Genomic DNA, 17,591 nt, shown 5'->3' with positions numbered 1-17,591 from the left:
TTATTTGGGGATAAAGTATGGAACACAAACGGATTGCAATAACGGATTTTGGCAGTGTGGATGTCATGGCATTACAAGTGGTCTCTACAAGTTTGCCGAAGGAAGGAGAGGTGTTGATTAAAGTTGCATTTGCTAGCGTGAATCCAATTGATGTTAAAACCAGAGCTGGGCTTGGTTGGGCAGCAGCACACAATATAGATCATTTACCTTGGGTGCCTGGCTATGATCTCTCTGGCCAAGTTGTTTCCTGTGGTGCCAATACCTCACGTTTTAAAGTGGGGGATAAAGTCGCGGGCTGTATTGGTTTCCCTTTTCGAGGTGGTAGCTATAGCCAATATGTTTGTGTACCAGAGACGGAAGTGATTCAGGTCCCCTCTTCGGTAAGTTTAGAATCTGCAGCCGTTTTACCATTGGCTGGCCTAACCGCATTGCAAGCGTTACAAAAAGCCCATTTAATCGCAGGAGAGCGAGTATTAATTCTTGGCGGTGCAGGGGGCGTTGGGCATTTCGCAACTCAAATTGCTGTTACTTATCAGGCCGAAGTCTTTGCAACGTGCCGTGCTCATAATATTGATTTCATAAACAGCCTAGGAGCCCGAGCTCTGAACTATCAATCTTCACCAGTGTCTGAATGTGTTAGAAACATTGATGTACTGATTGATCTTGTTGGTGGTGACACCGCGCTCGCAGCTTTGCCATGTTTAGCTCCTAATGCCAGAGTGATTACCTTACCAACGCTTTCTGCGGAGTTCGTGTGCGAGCATGCCAAGGAGTTGGGGTTTACTGCTCATGGTATGTTGGTAGAGCCTGAGCGGAAGCAGTTGCAACAGTTGCTCGATATGCTACAGCGAGGAGAGATGAAAACAGAAATACAACAAATCTATTCGATGTACGATGTGAGTTACGCTCATAAACAGGTTGAATCTGGCCGAACGAGAGGGAAAGTGTTGTTGGATATGGAATGCTAGAGTCGTTTTATTCATTTTTAGAACCCATTACCTCTTGGTTTTCTGACTCAGCATTATGGGTTCTCTTTTTTACGGGCTTTTTGAGTGCCACTCTATTGCCCGGGGGATCGGAAGCAGGGCTTATTGCCGCGCTTTCCCTTAATCAGTACTCAGTTATCTCCATCATCATAGTTGCTACTGTGGGTAATACACTAGGTGGAATGACTAACTTTTGGTTAGGGTTATGGATTCCAAATAAGTCTCAGCAAGAGAAACACAGCCATACGGCACTCAAATGGCTTGCTAAGTATGGTTATTGGGGGTTGCTTTTTAGTTGGCTGCCCATTATTGGCGATCCATTATGTTTGGCGGCAGGGTGGTTAAGGATGAAGTTCCTACCGTGCTTACTCTTGATTTTTTTAGGTAAAGCAGCAAGGTATAGTTTATTGACTGCTATTTATCTCGGTTTATTTTAAGGAAAAACACATGAGAATGTTTTGGCTAAGTACGTGCTCATTGATGGTGATTACAGGCTGCTCTTCCGTAGCACCAGTGCCACTACCAAAGGGTGTTAAGTTTATTGAGGCTTCACAAGCCGAAGAGGGAAAGGTCAAAATCCCTTACCAAAAATATCAACTCGATAATGGTCTAATGGTGATCTTGGCTCCTGAAGACTCTGATCCTCTGGTGCACGTTGATATGACATATCATGTTGGCTCTGCTCGAGAAGAAATCGGAAAATCTGGTTTTGCGCACTTTTTTGAGCACATGATGTTTCAAGGTTCTGAACACGTTGGCGATCAAGAGCATTTTAAAATCATTACCGAGGCGGGTGGTACTCTAAATGGCACCACGAACAAAGATAGAACGAATTACTTTGAAACCGTACCTGCTAATCAGCTTGAGAAAGTCCTTTGGTTAGAATCTGATCGTATGGGCTTTTTGTTGGATGCTGTCTCACAAAAGAAATTCGAAATTCAACGTTCGACGGTTAAAAATGAGCGAGCACAACGTTACGACAATCGACCTTATGGCTTGATCAGTGAACGCATGGGAGAGGCGCTTTATCCAGAGGGGCATCCATATTCTTGGCAAACTATTGGCTATGTAGAAGATCTCGACCGAGTCGATGTTAATGATCTCAAAGCATTTTTCCTACGTTGGTACGGGCCTAATAATGCAGTTTTGACCATCGGCGGTGACATCAATGTAGAACAGACGCTCAAATGGGTGAATCAATACTTCGGCTCAATACCTCGTGGCCCTGAAGTGGAAAATGCACCGAAGCAACCTGCGACACTGACAGAGAGCAAGTTCATCACTCTCGAAGATCGAATCAAGCAGCCAATGGTAATGATTGCTTGGCCAACCACTTATGATGGTGAAGCAAGCCAAGCATCCTTAGATACTCTAGCCAGTGTGTTAGGTGATGGCACCAACAGTGTGCTTTACCAAGATTTGGTGAAAACACAGCAAGCAGTACAAGCAAGCGCTTATCATGAATGCTCGGAGCTATCATGTAACTTTTATGTTTACGCGATGGGTGACTCTGGCGATAAAGGCGATTTAGCGAAGCTCTATGAGCAACTGATGAATTCATTGGAAAAATTCGCCCAAAAAGGTGTGACGCAAGAGCGACTTGCCCAGCTCAAAGGGCAAGCAGAAGCTGGGGCTATCTTCGCTTTGGAGAGCGTGCAAGGTAAAGTGACGCAACTGGCCTCTAACCAAACGTTTTTTGGTCAGCCGGACTTACTAGAGAAGCAACTGCAACAGATTCGTGCTGTGACACCACAATCAGTAGAGAAAGTTTACCGTGACTTTATTGAAGGGAAAAACAAAATTACGTTAAGTGTGGTGCCAAAAGGAAAAACTGAACTTGCAGTCAAACCTGCGACTTTTGTTACTCCAGAGCGTACTTTGCCTGAATATAAAAAAGTCACTGATGATACGTTGGCTTATCGTCGAGCCGTGGATAATTTTGAACGCTCGGTACAGCCTCCAGTGGGAGCGCCAGTAGAAGCCAATATCCCTGATCTATACAACATTCATTTCAACAATGGCTCTGAGCTACTGGGCACTATCAGTAGGGAAACGCCAACGGTCATGATGCAATTTAGTTTGCCTGCTGGGACTCGTTTTGTATCTAAGGGGCAAGAAGGATTAGCTCAATTAACCGCGGCCATGATGCAAGAAGGGACCACTAAGCATAGTGTAGAGTCGATTCAAGCAGAATTGGATAAACTGGGGAGCGTGATATCAATTGATGCTTCAAACTATACTACCAACATAAGTGTTTCTGCGCTTGAGAAAAACCTAGCACCAACATTGAAAATTGTTGAAGAAATGCTCTTGTTTCCAGCGTTTAAGCCGCAGGACTTTGAACGCGTGAAAAACCAAGCTTTGGAGTCACTCATTTATGAACATCAAAGGCCAAACTGGATGGCGATGCAAGCAACTCGCCAAGTATTGTTTGGTGAATCTGAGTTTGCTAGACCTAAAGATGGCACAAAAGAAAGCTTAAAGGCGCTAACCTTAAAGGATGTGAAACAATTCTATGCACAACATTATACGCCGCAGAGTGCACAAATTGTGGTTGTTGGTGATATCGACAAAGCGAATGTAGAGCAGCAGTTATCTTTTTGGATCAATTGGAAAGGAGCTGTAGCTCCTCAATACGCTGAATATCAATCTATGTCTTTGGGCTCGCAAAAGATTCACTTGGTTGATAAGCCTGGAGCACCACAAAGTGTGGTAATGATGGTTCGTCAAGGTATGCCATATGATGCAACGGGTGATTTTTATCTCAGCCAACTGGCCAACTTTAACTTATCCGGCAACTTTAATAGCCGTATCAATCAAAACCTACGTGAAGATAAGGGCTACACTTACGGTGCTTATGGTTATTTCTCTGGTAATAAAGAAATGGGCTCCGTCGTCTTTACTGCTCAAGTGCGTGCTGATTCAACGGTGGCCTCAATTACTGAAATGGAGAAAGAGCTGAGTAATTATGCTCGCCAAGGTATGACGGATGAGGAATTGGCGTTTATGCGCCAAGCAGTTGGTCAGAAAGATGCCCTAAAATACGAGACACCGACACAAAAAGGGGCGTTAATTCGTGATATCTTAAAGTATGATCTTGACCATGATTACTTACAACAACGTAATAAACTGGTTGAAAGTGTTGATAAGCAGGTCCTAAATGGTTTAGCCCAACAGTGGTTTAATCCAAAGGATTATCAAATTGTGGTAGTCGGTGATGCAAAGACTCTACGCCCTCAGTTCGAAAAGCTAGGAAAAGACGTAGAAATGCTTGAAATCATTCGATAGAGCACACATGTAATAGCGGAGGAATCACCCTCCGCTATTCGTTTCTAGTGACGCTGAATATCTATACAGAAAGAGCGACTTGATTCGTTGACCAATAACTTAGCTTCACTTGCTTTCATGCAAGTGCCTTGCTCTCAATAGAAGTGAATCTGATTTTGACTGAATTTGCTGCGCGACTAAAGCAAGTTGCATTACACCCTGAAGTATTTAAGCAGTTTGGACGCGGTGTAGAGCGTGAAACCTTACGCTACCGCCAAGATGGTTATATCGCGACAACCCCTCATCCGAAAGGTCTCGGTTCGGCGTTTACCAACCAATGGGTTACAACCGACTTTTCAGAATCGTTATTAGAGTTCATCACTCCTGTTTCCCATCAAATACCAGAATTAATGGGTCAACTTAAAGATATTCATCACTTTGCCCAGACTCAAATGGGTGAAGAGCGGATGTGGCCTTTATCAATGCCATGTTATGTCGGGCATCAAGACGACATTCAATTGGCTCAGTATGGTTCATCCAATGCAGGAAAAATGAAAACGCTCTACCGTGAAGGACTTAAGCGCCGTTATGGAAGCCTGATGCAGATTATTTCAGGTGTTCACTTCAACTTTTCTTTTCCTGAGTCTTTTTGGGATGCGCTGTATGGGGAACAAAATGAGTCAGAACGCCAAACGACAAAATCAGAGGCTTATTTTGCTTTAATTCGTAATTATTATCGTTTTGGTTGGATGATCCCTTATTTCTTTGGCGCTTCCCCCGCATTGTGTGGCTCTTTTATTCGCGGGCGTGAAACGGATCTGCCTTTTGAGAAAATAGGTGGTACTTTATTTTTGCCCAAAGCGACGTCATTACGCCTCAGTGATCTCGGATATACTAATAGTGCTCAAAGTGTGCTCAAGATTGGCTTCAACAGTTTAGAGCAATACCTCGACGGTGTCAGTGATGCTATCCGTCGTCCTTCAGAAGAGTTTGCCCAGATTGGGGTGAAAGTCGATGAAGAGTACCGTCAGCTTAATTCTAATATCCTGCAAATCGAGAACGAGCTGTATGCGCCTATTCGCCCTAAACGCGTGACGAAAAATGGAGAAAAACCATCAGAAGCTTTAAAACGCGGAGGGGTGGAATACATCGAAGTGCGTTCTTTAGATGTTAATCCATTTAGCTCTGTGGGCTTGACAGAGGATCAAATTCGCTTTTTAGATTTATTCCTAACTTGGTCGGTGCTCTCTGATTCGGAACCAATGGATAATTGTGAACTTGAGTGCTGGCGTGATAATTGGAATAAAGTCATTGTTGCAGGAAGAGAGAAAGGCTTACTTCTCACTATTGGTTGTCATGGCGAGCAATTATCCCTTCAGGAATGGGCTCATCAAGTTTTTGCTGATTTGCGAGCGATCGCAGTTGAAATGGATAAATCTGTGGGAGGTGATGCTTACCAGATGGTGTGCGACAAGCTAGAATCATGGATAGATGATCCGGAGTTAACCGTATCTGGCCAGCTGTTGGAGCAAACCAAATCTCATGGTGGACTGGGTAAACTGGGCTGTGCTTTAGGTGGACAGTACCGAGAGGAAAACTTAGCTCATCATTATCAACAATATACACAAGAGATGATGGAAGCCGAAGCAACGCAGTCGGTGGAAAAGCAAATCTTGGCAGAGCAAAGTGATACATTGTCATTTGATGAGTTTTTGGCAGACTATTTTGCTTATCTTAAATAAATCAATCATTTATTGAGGTGTTGTGTGGATTTTAAAGTATTCACCATGTCAATGATTTGGTGTATATTATTGACAGGTTGTGCAACAGCACCGCCAAAGCAACAAGAGAACATTTGCGAGATATTCCGAGAAAAATCCGATTGGTATGATGATGCCAAGGATATGGAGGAAGAATGGGGTACGCCGATTCACGTAGCAATGGCGATCGTAAAGCAAGAAAGTAGCTTTCGTCATGATGCTCGTCCACCAAAAGACTACTTACTCGGGTTTATTCCTTGGGGTAGGGTTAGCAGCGCTTATGGTTATGCTCAGGCTCAAGATCCGGCTTGGGAAGATTTCCAAAAGGCAACAAGTCAAGGTGGATCGCGCACGCAGTTTGATGACTCAATGATGTTTGTTGGTTGGTATACGCATGAAACACGTCGACAGCTAGGGATTTCTTTGTGGGACCCCTATAATCAATATTTGGCTTACCACGAAGGGAGAGGTGGCTATAAGCGTGGGACATATAAAGCGAAACCAAGCTTATTAAAAGTTGCAAGGCGGGTTGAGAAGACAGCAAAAAATTATGGCTGGCAGCTGAAGCAATGTCGTCAGGAACTGGAGGACAACAGCGGCTGGTTTTTTTAACCTTCTAGCTTGAGGGTTGAACAGCAATCAATCCTACTTGCAATATTTCAGGTATTGCATAGGTCGTTACAATAAGGAAATACGTAATGCCATTATTAGACAGTTTTACCGTTGATCATACTCGCATGAATGCACCAGCTGTGCGAGTTGCTAAAAAAATGCAAACTCCGAAAGGAGATACCATTACGGTATTTGATTTACGTTTTACTGCTCCAAATAAAGACATCCTTTCTGAACGTGGTATCCACACATTAGAGCATTTGTATGCGGGCTTTATGCGTAATCACTTAAATGCAGAAAATGTCGAAATTATCGATATTTCGCCAATGGGATGTCGTACTGGTTTCTATATGAGCCTCATCGGTACACCTTCAGAGCAGCAAGTCGCGGATGCATGGATTGCTGCAATGGAAGATGTGCTTAAAGTAGAAAACCAAAACAAAATACCGGAGTTGAATGAATATCAATGTGGCACAGCATCGATGCACTCGCTTGAAGAAGCGAAGCAAATTGCTAGGGATATTATTGAGGCCGGAGTTTCGGTTAACCACAATGATGAGCTTGCCTTGCCTGAATCAATGTTGAAAGAGTTGCGTATTGATTAATCGACAGCACTAATCAATAAGCCTTATACGAAAAGAGCCTGAACATGGTCAGGCTCTTTTTTCGGTCAGTTGACGCTGCTTTTTTGCAATAGCGTTAATAAGATGTTAGAAACTCGGTTCTTTAAAAGGCATCAATTGTTTTTCTTTAGCCTTGGATACACCTTGACGAGTTTGATCCGGTTCTCTTCCACTTGAATTATCTCCATCGGATGCCCTGATACCTGCACACTTAAATGGCTTTGAGGGATGTCTTCGAGGTGTTCAAGGATTAATCCATTTAATGTCCTTGGTCCATCTGTTGACAGTTTCCACTTCAAGCCTTTATTTATATCTCGAATATTAGCACTGCCTTCGATCAGGAAGCTTCCATCATCTTGTGGGGTAATTTCTTCTGACAAACTTGGAGCAATTGAAGTGGTGAATTCACCGACAATTTCTTCCAGAATATCTTCTAAGGTAACCAAACCATTGATGTCGCCATATTCGTCAACAATTAAGCCAATACGCTGTTTATTACGTTGAAATTTCAACATTTGTACATTAAGTGGCGTACCTTCTGGAATGTAATACACTTCATCGGCTGCTCGAAGTAGCGTCTCTTTATTAAATTCGTTTTTCTCTAACATTAAACGATAGGCTTCTCTTAAGCGAAGCATACCAACGACTTCATCGATCTGATCGCGATATAGCACGATACGGCCATGAGGAGAGTGCGTTAACTGGCGTACAATCGATTTCCAGTCATCATTGATGTCGATACCAGTAATTTCGTTACGTGGCACCATAATATCGTTCACCGTGACGTGTTCAAGATCCAAAATCGAAACCAGCATGTCCTGGTGGCGGCGAGGAATTAAAGCGCCAGCCTCATTAACGACGGTTCTCAGTTCTTCAGAACTTAAATGATCTTCGTTGGAATGGTCGGCTTTTACGCCGAGTAAACGAATAAACCCATTAGTGATGAAATTCACCAGCAATACAAGTGGTGACAAAATCTTCATTAAGAGAGTAAGAAGAATGCTGCTGGCGTAAGAAACTCGTTCAGGATAAAGGGAAGCAATGGTTTTGGGGGTAACTTCTGCAAAGACAAGTACAACGAGGGTGAGGGCACCGGTAGCAATAGCAACCCCTAAATCACCGTAGAGTCGCATACCCAAGATAGTCGCAATCGCTGAAGCAAGGATATTAACAAGGTTGTTACCGATAAGAATTAGGCCAATTAATCTATCTGGGCGATCGAGCAGTTTCTCTACTCGTTTGGCGCCCTTATGGCCGTTATTGGACAGGTGCTTTAAACGATAACGGTTTAAAGACATCATTCCTGTTTCTGAACCAGAAAAATAACCTGATATGACGATAAGACACGCGAGTAGCGCAAATAAGATACCCGTAGATATGTCGTCCAAAACGCTGCGATTCCTTTTTAAATGTTTTGTTAATTTATGGCTTAGCTTGACGCTTAAGTCAATTGAGCTCTACTTAGTCTATTTTATTTGATTGTTAATATAAAGGGTGGATGACATCAATTTATCATTCAAATTAGATGAACTCATTTCACTTCAGTTTATTAGATAAATATAAACATCAATGGTGGCTGGTTTGTCGCACTAAAATAAGTCTGAGTGATACCCAAAGAGTATTAAGGGCAGAATGTCGTTTCCAAAGTGGTGTCTGCTCCTAAGACCGAGCCGACACCAGTAATATAGAGTAAGCGGTATGGCTTATTAATGACTTAATATGATCTCTTTTACAAAGCGGCTACCGAAGTAAGCCAGGGTTAGTAATGTTGCACCTGCAACAGCAAACCATGTGACCTTTTTCCCTCGCCAACCTTGCTGGTAGTGTCCCCAGAGTAAAATCGAGTAGACGATCCATGCCATAAAGGACAGGATGGCTTTGTGGGCTTTTCCTTGGGCAAACATATCTTGCACAAAGAGGATGCCAGTAAGTAATGTTCCCGTTAAAAGCAGATTACCGATAAGGATAATATTAAATAGCTGTCTTTCGACTCTCATGAGAGGTGGGATATTAGGGTTAATGGCGACGGCTTTTTTAGCTTTTAACTTGTGGTCAAGCCACGCTAGCTGTAAGGCATATAATGCCCCAATGGTGAGTGTTGCATAGGAAAATAATGCTAAAGAAATATGGATCAGAACTTTAGGGTCATTTTCTAAATGTTTGATAAAAGTACTTGGTAAAAAGGTAGCAGCGGTTAAATTGAGTGCAGCAAAGCTATATACAACTGGAAGAAGGAACCAGAGACGGTTTTTAAGCATGGATAGACTCATGACCAAAGAAATAATAAAGCTGATCAGAGAGGCAACATTTAAGATGCTGAGGTTTTGTCCTGAACCATCAAAGATTAGATCACTCAGTAGCCAGGCATGAAACACTAACGCGCTAACAGCACAGCTAAAGACTGTTTTAACTTTGATTCCCGATTGCTGAGAGAGTCCTGGAACAATGGCCGCAATCGCCAAAAGATAAAAAATGGCGGCGGTGATGGCAATGAAGCTATCCATGAGTAATTAATCGTTTCTGTGCACAATATTGAAAATTATACCTTGCATTAGACTCTGGGGCTACGATTGATGCCGCACAATCGCAACCCTTTAGGTATTGAAAAAATGAATGTTGCCCTCGATATAGTAATAGACAGGTACAACGGGTATGACTGGGACGTTGGCTAAGGTATACTTACAGTAATGAATCGCCATTTTTAGCGAAGAGACAAAGATGTTTGAGAATTTAACGGATCGATTATCCAAAACGCTGAAAAATATCAGCGGAAAAGGTCGTCTTACCGAAGACAACATTAAAGAAACCCTACGTGAAGTACGTATGGCATTACTTGAGGCCGATGTTGCTCTGCCTGTTGTACGCGAGTTTGTTAAACGCGTCAAAGAAAATGCGGTGGGTGTAGAAGTTTCTAAATCTTTAACGCCAGGTCAAGAGTTTATCAAGATCGTTCAGGCTGAGCTTGAAGCGGTCATGGGTGAATCTAACGAAGCGCTCAACTTAGCGGCACAGCCGCCAGCTGTTTTATTAATGGCGGGTTTACAAGGTGCGGGTAAAACCACATCGGTAGGTAAGCTATCTAAGCTCCTTAAAGAGCGCGACAAAAAGAAAGTCTTGGTAGTGTCTGCAGACGTTTATCGTCCTGCGGCGATCAAGCAGCTTGAAACGTTAGCATCAGATATTGGTGTTGATTTCTTCCCATCATCCGCTGATCAAAAGCCGATTGATATCGCTAACGCAGCCATCGATCATGCAAAGAAGAAATTCTATGACGTTTTGATTGTTGACACCGCTGGTCGTTTGGCCATCGATGAAGAAATGATGGGTGAAATTAAAGATCTTCACTCAGCGATTAACCCGGTTGAGACGCTGTTCGTTGTTGATGCAATGACAGGTCAAGATGCGGCGAACACAGCAAAAGCATTCGGTGATGCGCTACCGCTAACTGGTGTGATTCTGACTAAAGTGGATGGTGATGCACGTGGTGGTGCGGCGCTATCGGTTCGCCATATCACGGGCAAACCGATCAAATTCCTCGGTGTGGGTGAAAAGACCGATGCACTAGAACCTTTCCATCCTGAGCGTGTCGCATCGCGTATTCTTGGAATGGGTGACGTTCTGTCATTGATCGAAGATTTGCAGCGTAATGTTGACCAAGAGAAAGCCGAAAAGCTTGCGAAGAAATTCAAAGAAAAGAAAGGTTTCGATCTTGAAGACTTCCGTGAACAGCTGGGGCAAATGCAAAATATGGGCGGCATGATGGGCATGTTAGACAAGCTACCAGGCATGTCTCAGCTACCGTCTGACGTGAAAGACAAAGTCGATGACAAGATGTTCAAGCAAATGGAAGCCATCATCAGTTCCATGACAATGAAAGAACGTCAGCGTCCTGAAATCATCAAAGGGTCACGCAAAAAGCGTATTGCAGCGGGCTCTGGCGTTCAAGTACAAGATGTTAACCGTCTGCTCAAACAGTTCACTCAGATGCAGAAAATGATGAAGAAAATGCAAAAAGGTGGCATGAAAGGCATGATGCGTAATATGCAGGGTATGATGGGCGGAATGGGTGGCGGCGGCTTCAACCCATTTGGCCGTTAGACGGTTTCCTAGACTTTATTTTCAGGGTGTTAGCCCCATCACATACTTAATTTTTAATTTATGTTGGTGAAAAAGTAGCTAAACCCCTTGCATTGCTTCGGGATAAGAGTAAAATTCCGGAGCTTTATTTTGGCACGAGACCCCAAGTTACTCCAATTAGAGGAACTACTGGGGTTAATTTTATTATTGAGAAAGCAAAGAGGACGACATGGTAACCATTCGTTTGGCACGTCACGGCGCTAAGAAGCGTCCATTCTATCAAATCGTAGTAGCGGACAGCCGCAACGCTGCAACTGGCCGTTTCATCGAGAAAGTTGGTTTCTTCAACCCAACTGCTAAAGGTCAAGAAGAAGGTCTACGTCTAGACCTAGACCGCGTTAACCACTGGGTTGGTCAAGGCGCGTCTCTATCTGACCGCGTTGCTAAGCTAGTTAAAGACGCTCAAAAAGCGGCTTAATTCTTTTAAGAAGAAGAAACTAGTTTATGTCGATGAAAGGTAAAGAAACAATGAGCAACGAAAAGATTGTTGTAGGCAAGTTTGGTGCTACTTACGGCATTCGTGGTTGGCTTAAAGTTTTTTCCTACACAGACAATGCTGAAAGCATTTTTGATTACAGCCCTTGGTTTATTAACCAGAAAGGCTCGTGGGTTGAGTTTAAAGTGGAAAGCTGGAAGCGCCATAACAAAGGTATGGTGGCTAAGCTGGAAGGTCTGGATATTCGTGAAGACGCGCATCTCATGACGAACTTTGAAATCGCAATTGACCCTGCGGTACTACCTGAATTGTCAGAAGATGAATTCTACTGGCGTGAATTGTTTGGTATGCAAGTGGTAACTAACAAAGGTTACGATCTAGGTGTTGTAAGTGACATTCTAGAAACAGGCTCAAATGATGTTCTGGTAGTGAAAGCAAATCTAAAAGATGCTTTTGGGCAAAAGGAACGATTAATCCCGTTTCTTGAAGAGCAAGTGATCATTAAAGTAGATCGCGAAGCTCAACGGATCGAAGTTGACTGGGATCCTGGATTCTAAACTCCATACTACAGAGCGAGATTAACATGTGGGTTGGCGTAATTAGCCTTTTTCCAGAAATGTTCCGTTCTGTTACTGATTATGGAGTAACAGGTCAAGCGGTTAAAAAAGGTCTTTTGTCGATAGAGACTTGGAATCCTCGAGATTTCACTCACGACAAACATCGCACTGTCGATGACCGACCTTACGGTGGTGGCCCTGGTATGTTAATGATGGTTCAGCCTTTGCGCGATGCCATTCATGCAGCCAAGAAAGCCTCACCGGGTAAGACGAAAGTGATTTACCTCTCTCCTCAAGGTCGTAAGCTCGACCAGACTGGAGTAGAAGAGCTGGCAACAAACGAGAACTTGCTTCTTATTTGTGGTCGTTATGAAGGGGTAGATGAGCGCATCATACAATCTGAAGTCGATGAAGAATGGTCGATTGGAGATTTTGTGATGACAGGTGGTGAAATACCAGCCATGACGTTGATTGACTCAGTCTCACGGTTTGTTCCGGGAGTACTTGGGGATTTCGCTTCAGCAGAAGAAGATTCTTTTGCTAATGGCTTGTTAGATTGCCCCCATTACACGCGTCCGGAAGTCTTAGATGATAAAGCTGTTCCGACAGTATTATTGTCAGGTAACCATAAGGACATTCGTCGTTGGCGACTCAAACAGTCGTTAGGCCGTACCTGGATAAGAAGACCAGAGCTCCTGGAAAACCTAGCTCTGACTGACGAACAGGAACAATTACTTGCCGAGTTCATTAATGATAGCAAGGCAAAGTAACCTAATTTATTTAGTATCAGTTTATTCTAGGAATTTATAAAATGAGTAACATCATCAAAGCTCTTGAAGAAGAGCAAATGAAACAAGACCTACCTAAATTTGCACCAGGTGACACTGTTGTAGTTCAGGTTAAAGTAAAAGAAGGTGAGCGTGAGCGTCTACAGGCTTTTGAAGGCGTTGTAATCGCTATCCGTAACCGTGGTCTTCACTCTGCTTTCACTGTACGTAAAATCTCGAACGGTGAAGGTGTTGAGCGTACGTTCCAAACGCACTCTCCAATCGTTGATAGCATCGAAGTTAAACGCCGTGGTGCAGTACGTCGTGCCAAGTTGTACTACCTACGTGAGCGTTCTGGTAAGTCTGCTCGTATCAAAGAGAAGCTTGCTAAGAAGTAATGCTATAACTAGCGTTCTCATAGTAAACGGAGTCCAATCGGGCTCCGTTTTTTTATTGACTATGTAAATAATCTTAAAGTGGTGCGTGCTGCGAGATAAGTTTGGTGATCAGGTAGGGTATTTTCTTTTGTTAGTCTTTTTCTTTTAGTACTTAGTACTGTTCTTCAGACCAGCCATCGCTATCGGACATATCGGGTGCACCTGCAATGGTATTTTCTTCATCGGCCCATTCACCAAAGTCAATCATTTGGCATTTTTTACTGCAGAACGGTCGATGTGGACTTTGCTCTCCCCATTCAACGTCGGCTCCGCATTGAGGGCATGGAACGATGGTTATTTTAGCCATGATGTCTGTCCTGTTTTATTTCAAGTGTTGTAACGAAAAGGTAAATTGGCTGCAAGGTCATATTGTTTGACGCTTTACGATTGAGAGCACTTTATTCTAAATTGCGTGGCTGTTTAATGAACAGAGTGAGCAAATATAGGTGATTAGCTACAAACCGCGAGTTTAAAATCGATATCTTGTATGCAAGCTTGACCACTTTCAAATGACATGAATTTAATCGCAAAGCGGTTTTTGTGGCCAGAAATCATCGGGTAGACACCGAACTCCATTGGAATATGTAAGCGCAGAATATTCGCTTCATCAGCATCACTTTGAAAGAACCCTGCACGAGCTATTTGATCTTTAAACTGGCCTGTCTCTCGAGTTAACTTCAGCCATAGCCCAAGAGCATCAGATAAAGGTTTTAAGCTTGCTTGCCATTTAGCTGCATCTTGCACTTTGCGTTGAATCGGAAGATGCAGCCAATAGTACAATGCAGGCAAATCAAAACAACATGCACCACCCGGTAAGTTGAAACGTTGACGAATCGAACTCAAAAAACGGTCTTCTTTTAATGCCTGGCCAAAGCGTTCAGCGGTCATGAGTTGGCCATGTACGAGATCAATCTCTTGCAACAGTGCTGTCAGGGCATTTTGATCTACACCATCGACATTAAACCAACTACGGTAAGCGAGACGCTGTTTTTCTAGATCTTTGGCAAGCTCACTTTTTAATTGGATCTGCTCGAAGATTTCCACCATATCAAACAAAGCACGGAAGAACAGCTGGTACTGATGATTATCGGTGAAACTTGAGGCTAAATTGGCTTGACGCAACAAAGACTCTATTCTGAGATAGATCCGCGTTTTTTCATTAAGTGGATGTTCAAATTTATGCGTGCTCATTAATATTAGCCTTTGAAAATATTAAGATGATTGTCGCAGATTTGCCTTAGCCATGGCTAGATACTTTTGATGTAAATCTGCAACTTGAAGTAAAAGATCGGGATCATCTGAATTGTTTTTGACCACATCATCGGCGATTTGAAGCCGCTCTTCCCTTGAGGCCTGAGACATAAGAATGGCTTGGACTTGTGATTCACTGACATTATCGCGTTTCGTCGCTCTAAAGATTTGTGTATCAGGGGCCGCGTCGACAACCAAAACACGCTGACACAGGCTATTTAGGTTGTTTTCGATCAAGAGTGGCACGACAAGTAATGCATAGTCGGAATTGACCTGTTGTAGGTCCTCTAGCATCTTTTCTCGTATTAAAGGGTGCAGTAAGGCATTCAACCAAGCTTTATCTTCTGGAATGGAAAAAATCCGTTCTCTAAGTTTGGCCCTATCTAACGTTTGATCCTGTTTCACAATATCTGGACCAAAACGCTTAATGATCGCTGTTAAACCTGCAGTTCCAGGCTCGACAACTTCACGTGCTACAATATCGGCATCGACAATATCAATATTAAAATGTTGTCTAAATAAATTTGCGACAGTGGTTTTTCCACTGGCTATACCGCCTGTAAGACCAATAACGAAAGCCATTTATGCTCCTAAGATCGAAGATAAGTACCAGTCTAAAATTCGGTTACCCCAGATGAGGCTTATCCACCCAGCTATTGCTAAATATGGTCCAAAAGGAAATGCCTTATTTATGCCTTTATTTTGCAGTCGCAGTTGAATAAGACCAAATAGGATTCCTACTATTGATGATAGCAAAATTATCATTGGCAGGGATTGCCAACCAAGCCAAGCTCCTAAAGCGGCCAGTAACTTGAAATCACCATATCCCATCCCTTCTTTACCAGTGACTAACTTGAATAGCCAATAAACGCTCCAAAGACATAAATATCCAGCCATGGCACCGATGATGGCGTCTTGTAAACTGACAGGGCTTATACCTGAAAGGGCTAAGATGATCCCTGACCACATGAGTGGTAACGTGAGTTGATCGGGTAATAGCATGGTATCAAGATCAATGAATGTGGCAGCGATCAAGACGAAAGTAAATAACACTAGAGAGATCGTGTAGATACTGAAGCCAAAGTGATAGGCGATAAATCCAGCGCAAGCGGCGGTAAGGCATTCAATCAGCGGATAGCGTGCTGAGATTGCTGTCTGGCAGAAGTGGCACTTACCCTTGAGCATTAACCAACTGATGACAGGAATGTTATCTCGGATACGAATTGGATTGTGACATTTGGGACATGAAGAGCGTGGAGTGCTTAACGTGAGGGTTTCTTGTGGTGGCGTAATGTTGTACTCAGGAAACGACTCAGCACAGTCGCGTCGCCACTCATTTTCCATAATTCTAGGCAAACGATAAATCACAACATTAAGAAAGCTGCCGACAATGAGGCCAAAGATAGTGGCAAATAAAATAAAGAGCCACGGGTAGTAATGAAAGACTTCCATATTTTTCTCTTGAGGAGTGATCAAACAAACTGCTGTTTTGATGGAACTGTATTGCCATTCTATCCTAAGACACTCATTAAGTTAAAGATAGGTAAGTACATTGCGGTAACTAAACTGCCAACGATGCCTCCAAGCAGCAAGATGATAAGAGGTTCTAAGATTTTACTGAGATTGTCGACGGTATTATCGACCTCAAACTCATAAATGGCTGCGATTTTGTTGAGCATATCATCCAATCGGCCAGACTCTTCTCCAATCATCACCATTTGCAAAACTAACTCAGGAAAAGCGTTACAGTTTCTAAGAGCAACATAAACAGGCATCCCTGCGGCCGTATCACGGTGGACGTTTTCGATTGCACGTTGATAATAGAGATTTCCAGTGGTTTTAGATGTTGCTTTTAAAGCACTCAGTATCGGAACGCCAGCACTGAAACTCGTGGCTAAAGTTCGGCTAAATTTAGCTATCGCGGCTTTGGATAGAATCGCGCCAACAATAGGGCCCTTGAGGCTAATACGGGCGATGAACAAACGTAATGTTTCTGAGTGGGACATGGCCAGCTTGGTGAAGATGATGCTAACCCCAAAAAGGCTGATAATCATGCCCCCCCAAGATTGTGCCCAAGCGGAAAGGTTGAGTATCACTTGAGTGAACGCTGGTAATTGGGTGCCAAATCCTGCAAACATAAGCTCAAATTCAGGAATTACCTTGGTCAGCATAAGGTAAGAGACGCTGAGAGAAACAAAGACAACCATGCTTGGGTAAAGCAAAGCTTTAATGACTTTGGCTTTGAGCTGTTCACTTTTCTCTCTGTAATTGGCAAGACGCTCAAATATTTGCGATAAATTTCCCGATTGTTCTCCGCTTGCGATTAAATCTGTGTAGAGGGCGTCAAAATGATGGCTGGCTGAACGCATGGCTTTAGATATGGGAACTCCACTTTCCACGGCTCGCGTGATAGACATTAAGATCGACTTCATTTCCGCTTTTCGGTGATTTTCAGACACTAATTTTAGTGCTTGAACAATAGGGACTCCTGTCATCAGCATGGTTGCAATTTGACGAGTAAAAACGGTGATGTCTTTGCTTTTGACCCGATGATTTAGTTGAGTGAGAAGAGAAAGGCGGCCCTTTTTTAGGTTTTTGATTTGAATGTGTTGTATTTTAAGGCGTTCTTTTACTTCCAGGTCACTCATGGCAAGTAACCTTCCTGACACCTTTTTACCTAAACTATTGATGCCTTTCCAGTGATAATTTTTAAGTTGAGGTAGGTGAGGCTTCATACTGTTGGGACTCTCGTAAGCGG

Annotated in this window: 17 protein-coding genes and 2 pseudogenes; 11 read left to right on the top strand and 8 right to left on the bottom strand. The window is 43.1% G+C overall.

Annotated elements, in window-relative coordinates; all coding sequences use genetic code 11:
* The first annotated feature begins 17 nt into the window (after positions 1-17).
* The 6 genes from BS333_RS11400 to luxS all read left to right on the top strand — a co-directional run bounded on the left by BS333_RS11400 (position 18) and on the right by luxS (position 7,230).
* Positions 18-968 carry an NADP-dependent oxidoreductase gene (locus BS333_RS11400; RefSeq protein WP_021711264.1) on the top strand — a complete coding sequence of 317 codons (951 nt, stop codon included), beginning with the start codon at positions 18-20 and terminating at the stop codon, positions 966-968.
* Positions 962-1,423, top strand: a complete 462-nt coding sequence (locus BS333_RS11395; RefSeq protein WP_021711265.1) for a YqaA family protein — start codon at positions 962-964, stop codon at positions 1,421-1,423. Before BS333_RS11400 ends, BS333_RS11395 begins: the two co-directional genes overlap by 7 nt.
* Positions 1,424-1,433: 10 nt before the next feature.
* Positions 1,434-4,274, top strand: a complete 2,841-nt coding sequence (locus tag BS333_RS11390) for a M16 family metallopeptidase (protein WP_021711266.1) — start codon at positions 1,434-1,436, stop codon at positions 4,272-4,274.
* Between the two features lie 155 nt (positions 4,275-4,429).
* The gene (gshA, locus tag BS333_RS11385; RefSeq protein ID WP_021711267.1) at positions 4,430-5,995 is read left to right on the top strand and encodes a glutamate--cysteine ligase; all 1,566 of its coding nucleotides are present in this window, start codon (positions 4,430-4,432) and stop codon (positions 5,993-5,995) included.
* A gap of 45 nt (positions 5,996-6,040) precedes the next feature.
* Positions 6,041-6,625, top strand: coding sequence for a transglycosylase SLT domain-containing protein (locus tag BS333_RS11380; protein ID WP_033004336.1), 585 nt, complete (start codon positions 6,041-6,043; stop codon positions 6,623-6,625).
* A gap of 86 nt (positions 6,626-6,711) precedes the next feature.
* The gene (gene luxS, locus BS333_RS11375; protein ID WP_021711269.1) at positions 6,712-7,230 is read left to right on the top strand and encodes an S-ribosylhomocysteine lyase; all 519 of its coding nucleotides are present in this window, start codon (positions 6,712-6,714) and stop codon (positions 7,228-7,230) included.
* A gap of 131 nt (positions 7,231-7,361) precedes the next feature.
* Here the strand turns inward: luxS and BS333_RS11370 are convergent, their stop codons facing one another.
* Both BS333_RS11370 and BS333_RS11365 read right to left on the bottom strand, forming a co-directional pair.
* Positions 7,362-8,636: an HlyC/CorC family transporter gene (locus BS333_RS11370; protein ID WP_021711270.1), complete on the bottom strand. Its 1,275-nt coding sequence runs from the start codon at positions 8,634-8,636 to the stop codon at positions 7,362-7,364.
* Between the two features lie 318 nt (positions 8,637-8,954).
* Positions 8,955-9,752 carry a cytochrome C assembly family protein gene (locus BS333_RS11365; protein WP_021711271.1) on the bottom strand — a complete coding sequence of 266 codons (798 nt, stop codon included), beginning with the start codon at positions 9,750-9,752 and terminating at the stop codon, positions 8,955-8,957.
* A gap of 214 nt (positions 9,753-9,966) precedes the next feature.
* On the opposite strand from BS333_RS11365, the gene ffh reads away from it, so the two are divergent.
* From ffh to rplS, 5 genes are all read left to right on the top strand, one after another.
* The gene (gene ffh, locus BS333_RS11360) at positions 9,967-11,346 is read left to right on the top strand and encodes a signal recognition particle protein (RefSeq protein WP_021711272.1); all 1,380 of its coding nucleotides are present in this window, start codon (positions 9,967-9,969) and stop codon (positions 11,344-11,346) included.
* A 208-nt stretch (positions 11,347-11,554) separates the two neighbouring features.
* Positions 11,555-11,803 carry a 30S ribosomal protein S16 gene (rpsP, locus tag BS333_RS11355; RefSeq protein WP_005438039.1) on the top strand — a complete coding sequence of 83 codons (249 nt, stop codon included), beginning with the start codon at positions 11,555-11,557 and terminating at the stop codon, positions 11,801-11,803.
* A 26-nt stretch (positions 11,804-11,829) separates the two neighbouring features.
* Complete coding sequence (rimM, locus tag BS333_RS11350) at positions 11,830-12,378, top strand: ribosome maturation factor RimM (RefSeq protein WP_021711273.1); 549 nt, start codon at positions 11,830-11,832, stop codon at positions 12,376-12,378.
* Between the two features lie 26 nt (positions 12,379-12,404).
* Complete coding sequence (trmD, locus tag BS333_RS11345; RefSeq protein ID WP_021711274.1) at positions 12,405-13,148, top strand: tRNA (guanosine(37)-N1)-methyltransferase TrmD; 744 nt, start codon at positions 12,405-12,407, stop codon at positions 13,146-13,148.
* 41 nt (positions 13,149-13,189) lie between these two features.
* Positions 13,190-13,543: a 50S ribosomal protein L19 gene (gene rplS / locus BS333_RS11340; protein WP_021711275.1), complete on the top strand. Its 354-nt coding sequence runs from the start codon at positions 13,190-13,192 to the stop codon at positions 13,541-13,543.
* Positions 13,544-13,694: 151 nt separating this feature from the next.
* On the opposite strand, the gene yacG is transcribed toward rplS, so the two are convergent.
* The 6 genes and pseudogenes from yacG to BS333_RS22605 form a co-directional block, all read right to left on the bottom strand.
* Entirely contained in the window at positions 13,695-13,889 is a 195-nt protein-coding gene (gene yacG / locus BS333_RS11335) for a DNA gyrase inhibitor YacG (protein WP_021711276.1), read from the bottom strand.
* 143 nt (positions 13,890-14,032) lie between these two features.
* Positions 14,033-14,773 (bottom strand): cell division protein ZapD, encoded by a 741-nt coding sequence (gene zapD / locus BS333_RS11330; protein WP_021711277.1) that lies wholly within the window; start codon positions 14,771-14,773, stop codon positions 14,033-14,035.
* A gap of 21 nt (positions 14,774-14,794) precedes the next feature.
* Positions 14,795-15,415 (bottom strand): dephospho-CoA kinase, encoded by a 621-nt coding sequence (gene coaE, locus BS333_RS11325; RefSeq protein ID WP_021711278.1) that lies wholly within the window; start codon positions 15,413-15,415, stop codon positions 14,795-14,797.
* Positions 15,416-16,285 carry a prepilin peptidase gene (locus BS333_RS11320; RefSeq protein WP_021711279.1) on the bottom strand — a complete coding sequence of 290 codons (870 nt, stop codon included), beginning with the start codon at positions 16,283-16,285 and terminating at the stop codon, positions 15,416-15,418.
* A 59-nt stretch (positions 16,286-16,344) separates the two neighbouring features.
* Positions 16,345-16,794 (bottom strand): annotated as a pseudogene (locus BS333_RS22610) (type II secretion system F family protein); the annotation flags it as partial.
* A 104-nt stretch (positions 16,795-16,898) separates the two neighbouring features.
* Positions 16,899-17,568: pseudogene (locus tag BS333_RS22605) on the bottom strand (type II secretion system F family protein); the annotation flags it as partial.
* Positions 17,569-17,591: the final 23 nt, after the last annotated feature.

Origin of the sequence: Vibrio azureus, assembly GCF_002849855.1 — a bacterium.
GTDB classification, from domain to species: Bacteria; Pseudomonadota; Gammaproteobacteria; order Enterobacterales; family Vibrionaceae; genus Vibrio; species Vibrio azureus.
Note: the sequence above shows the minus strand (reverse complement) of the source record. Positions and strands in the feature narration are given on the sequence as shown.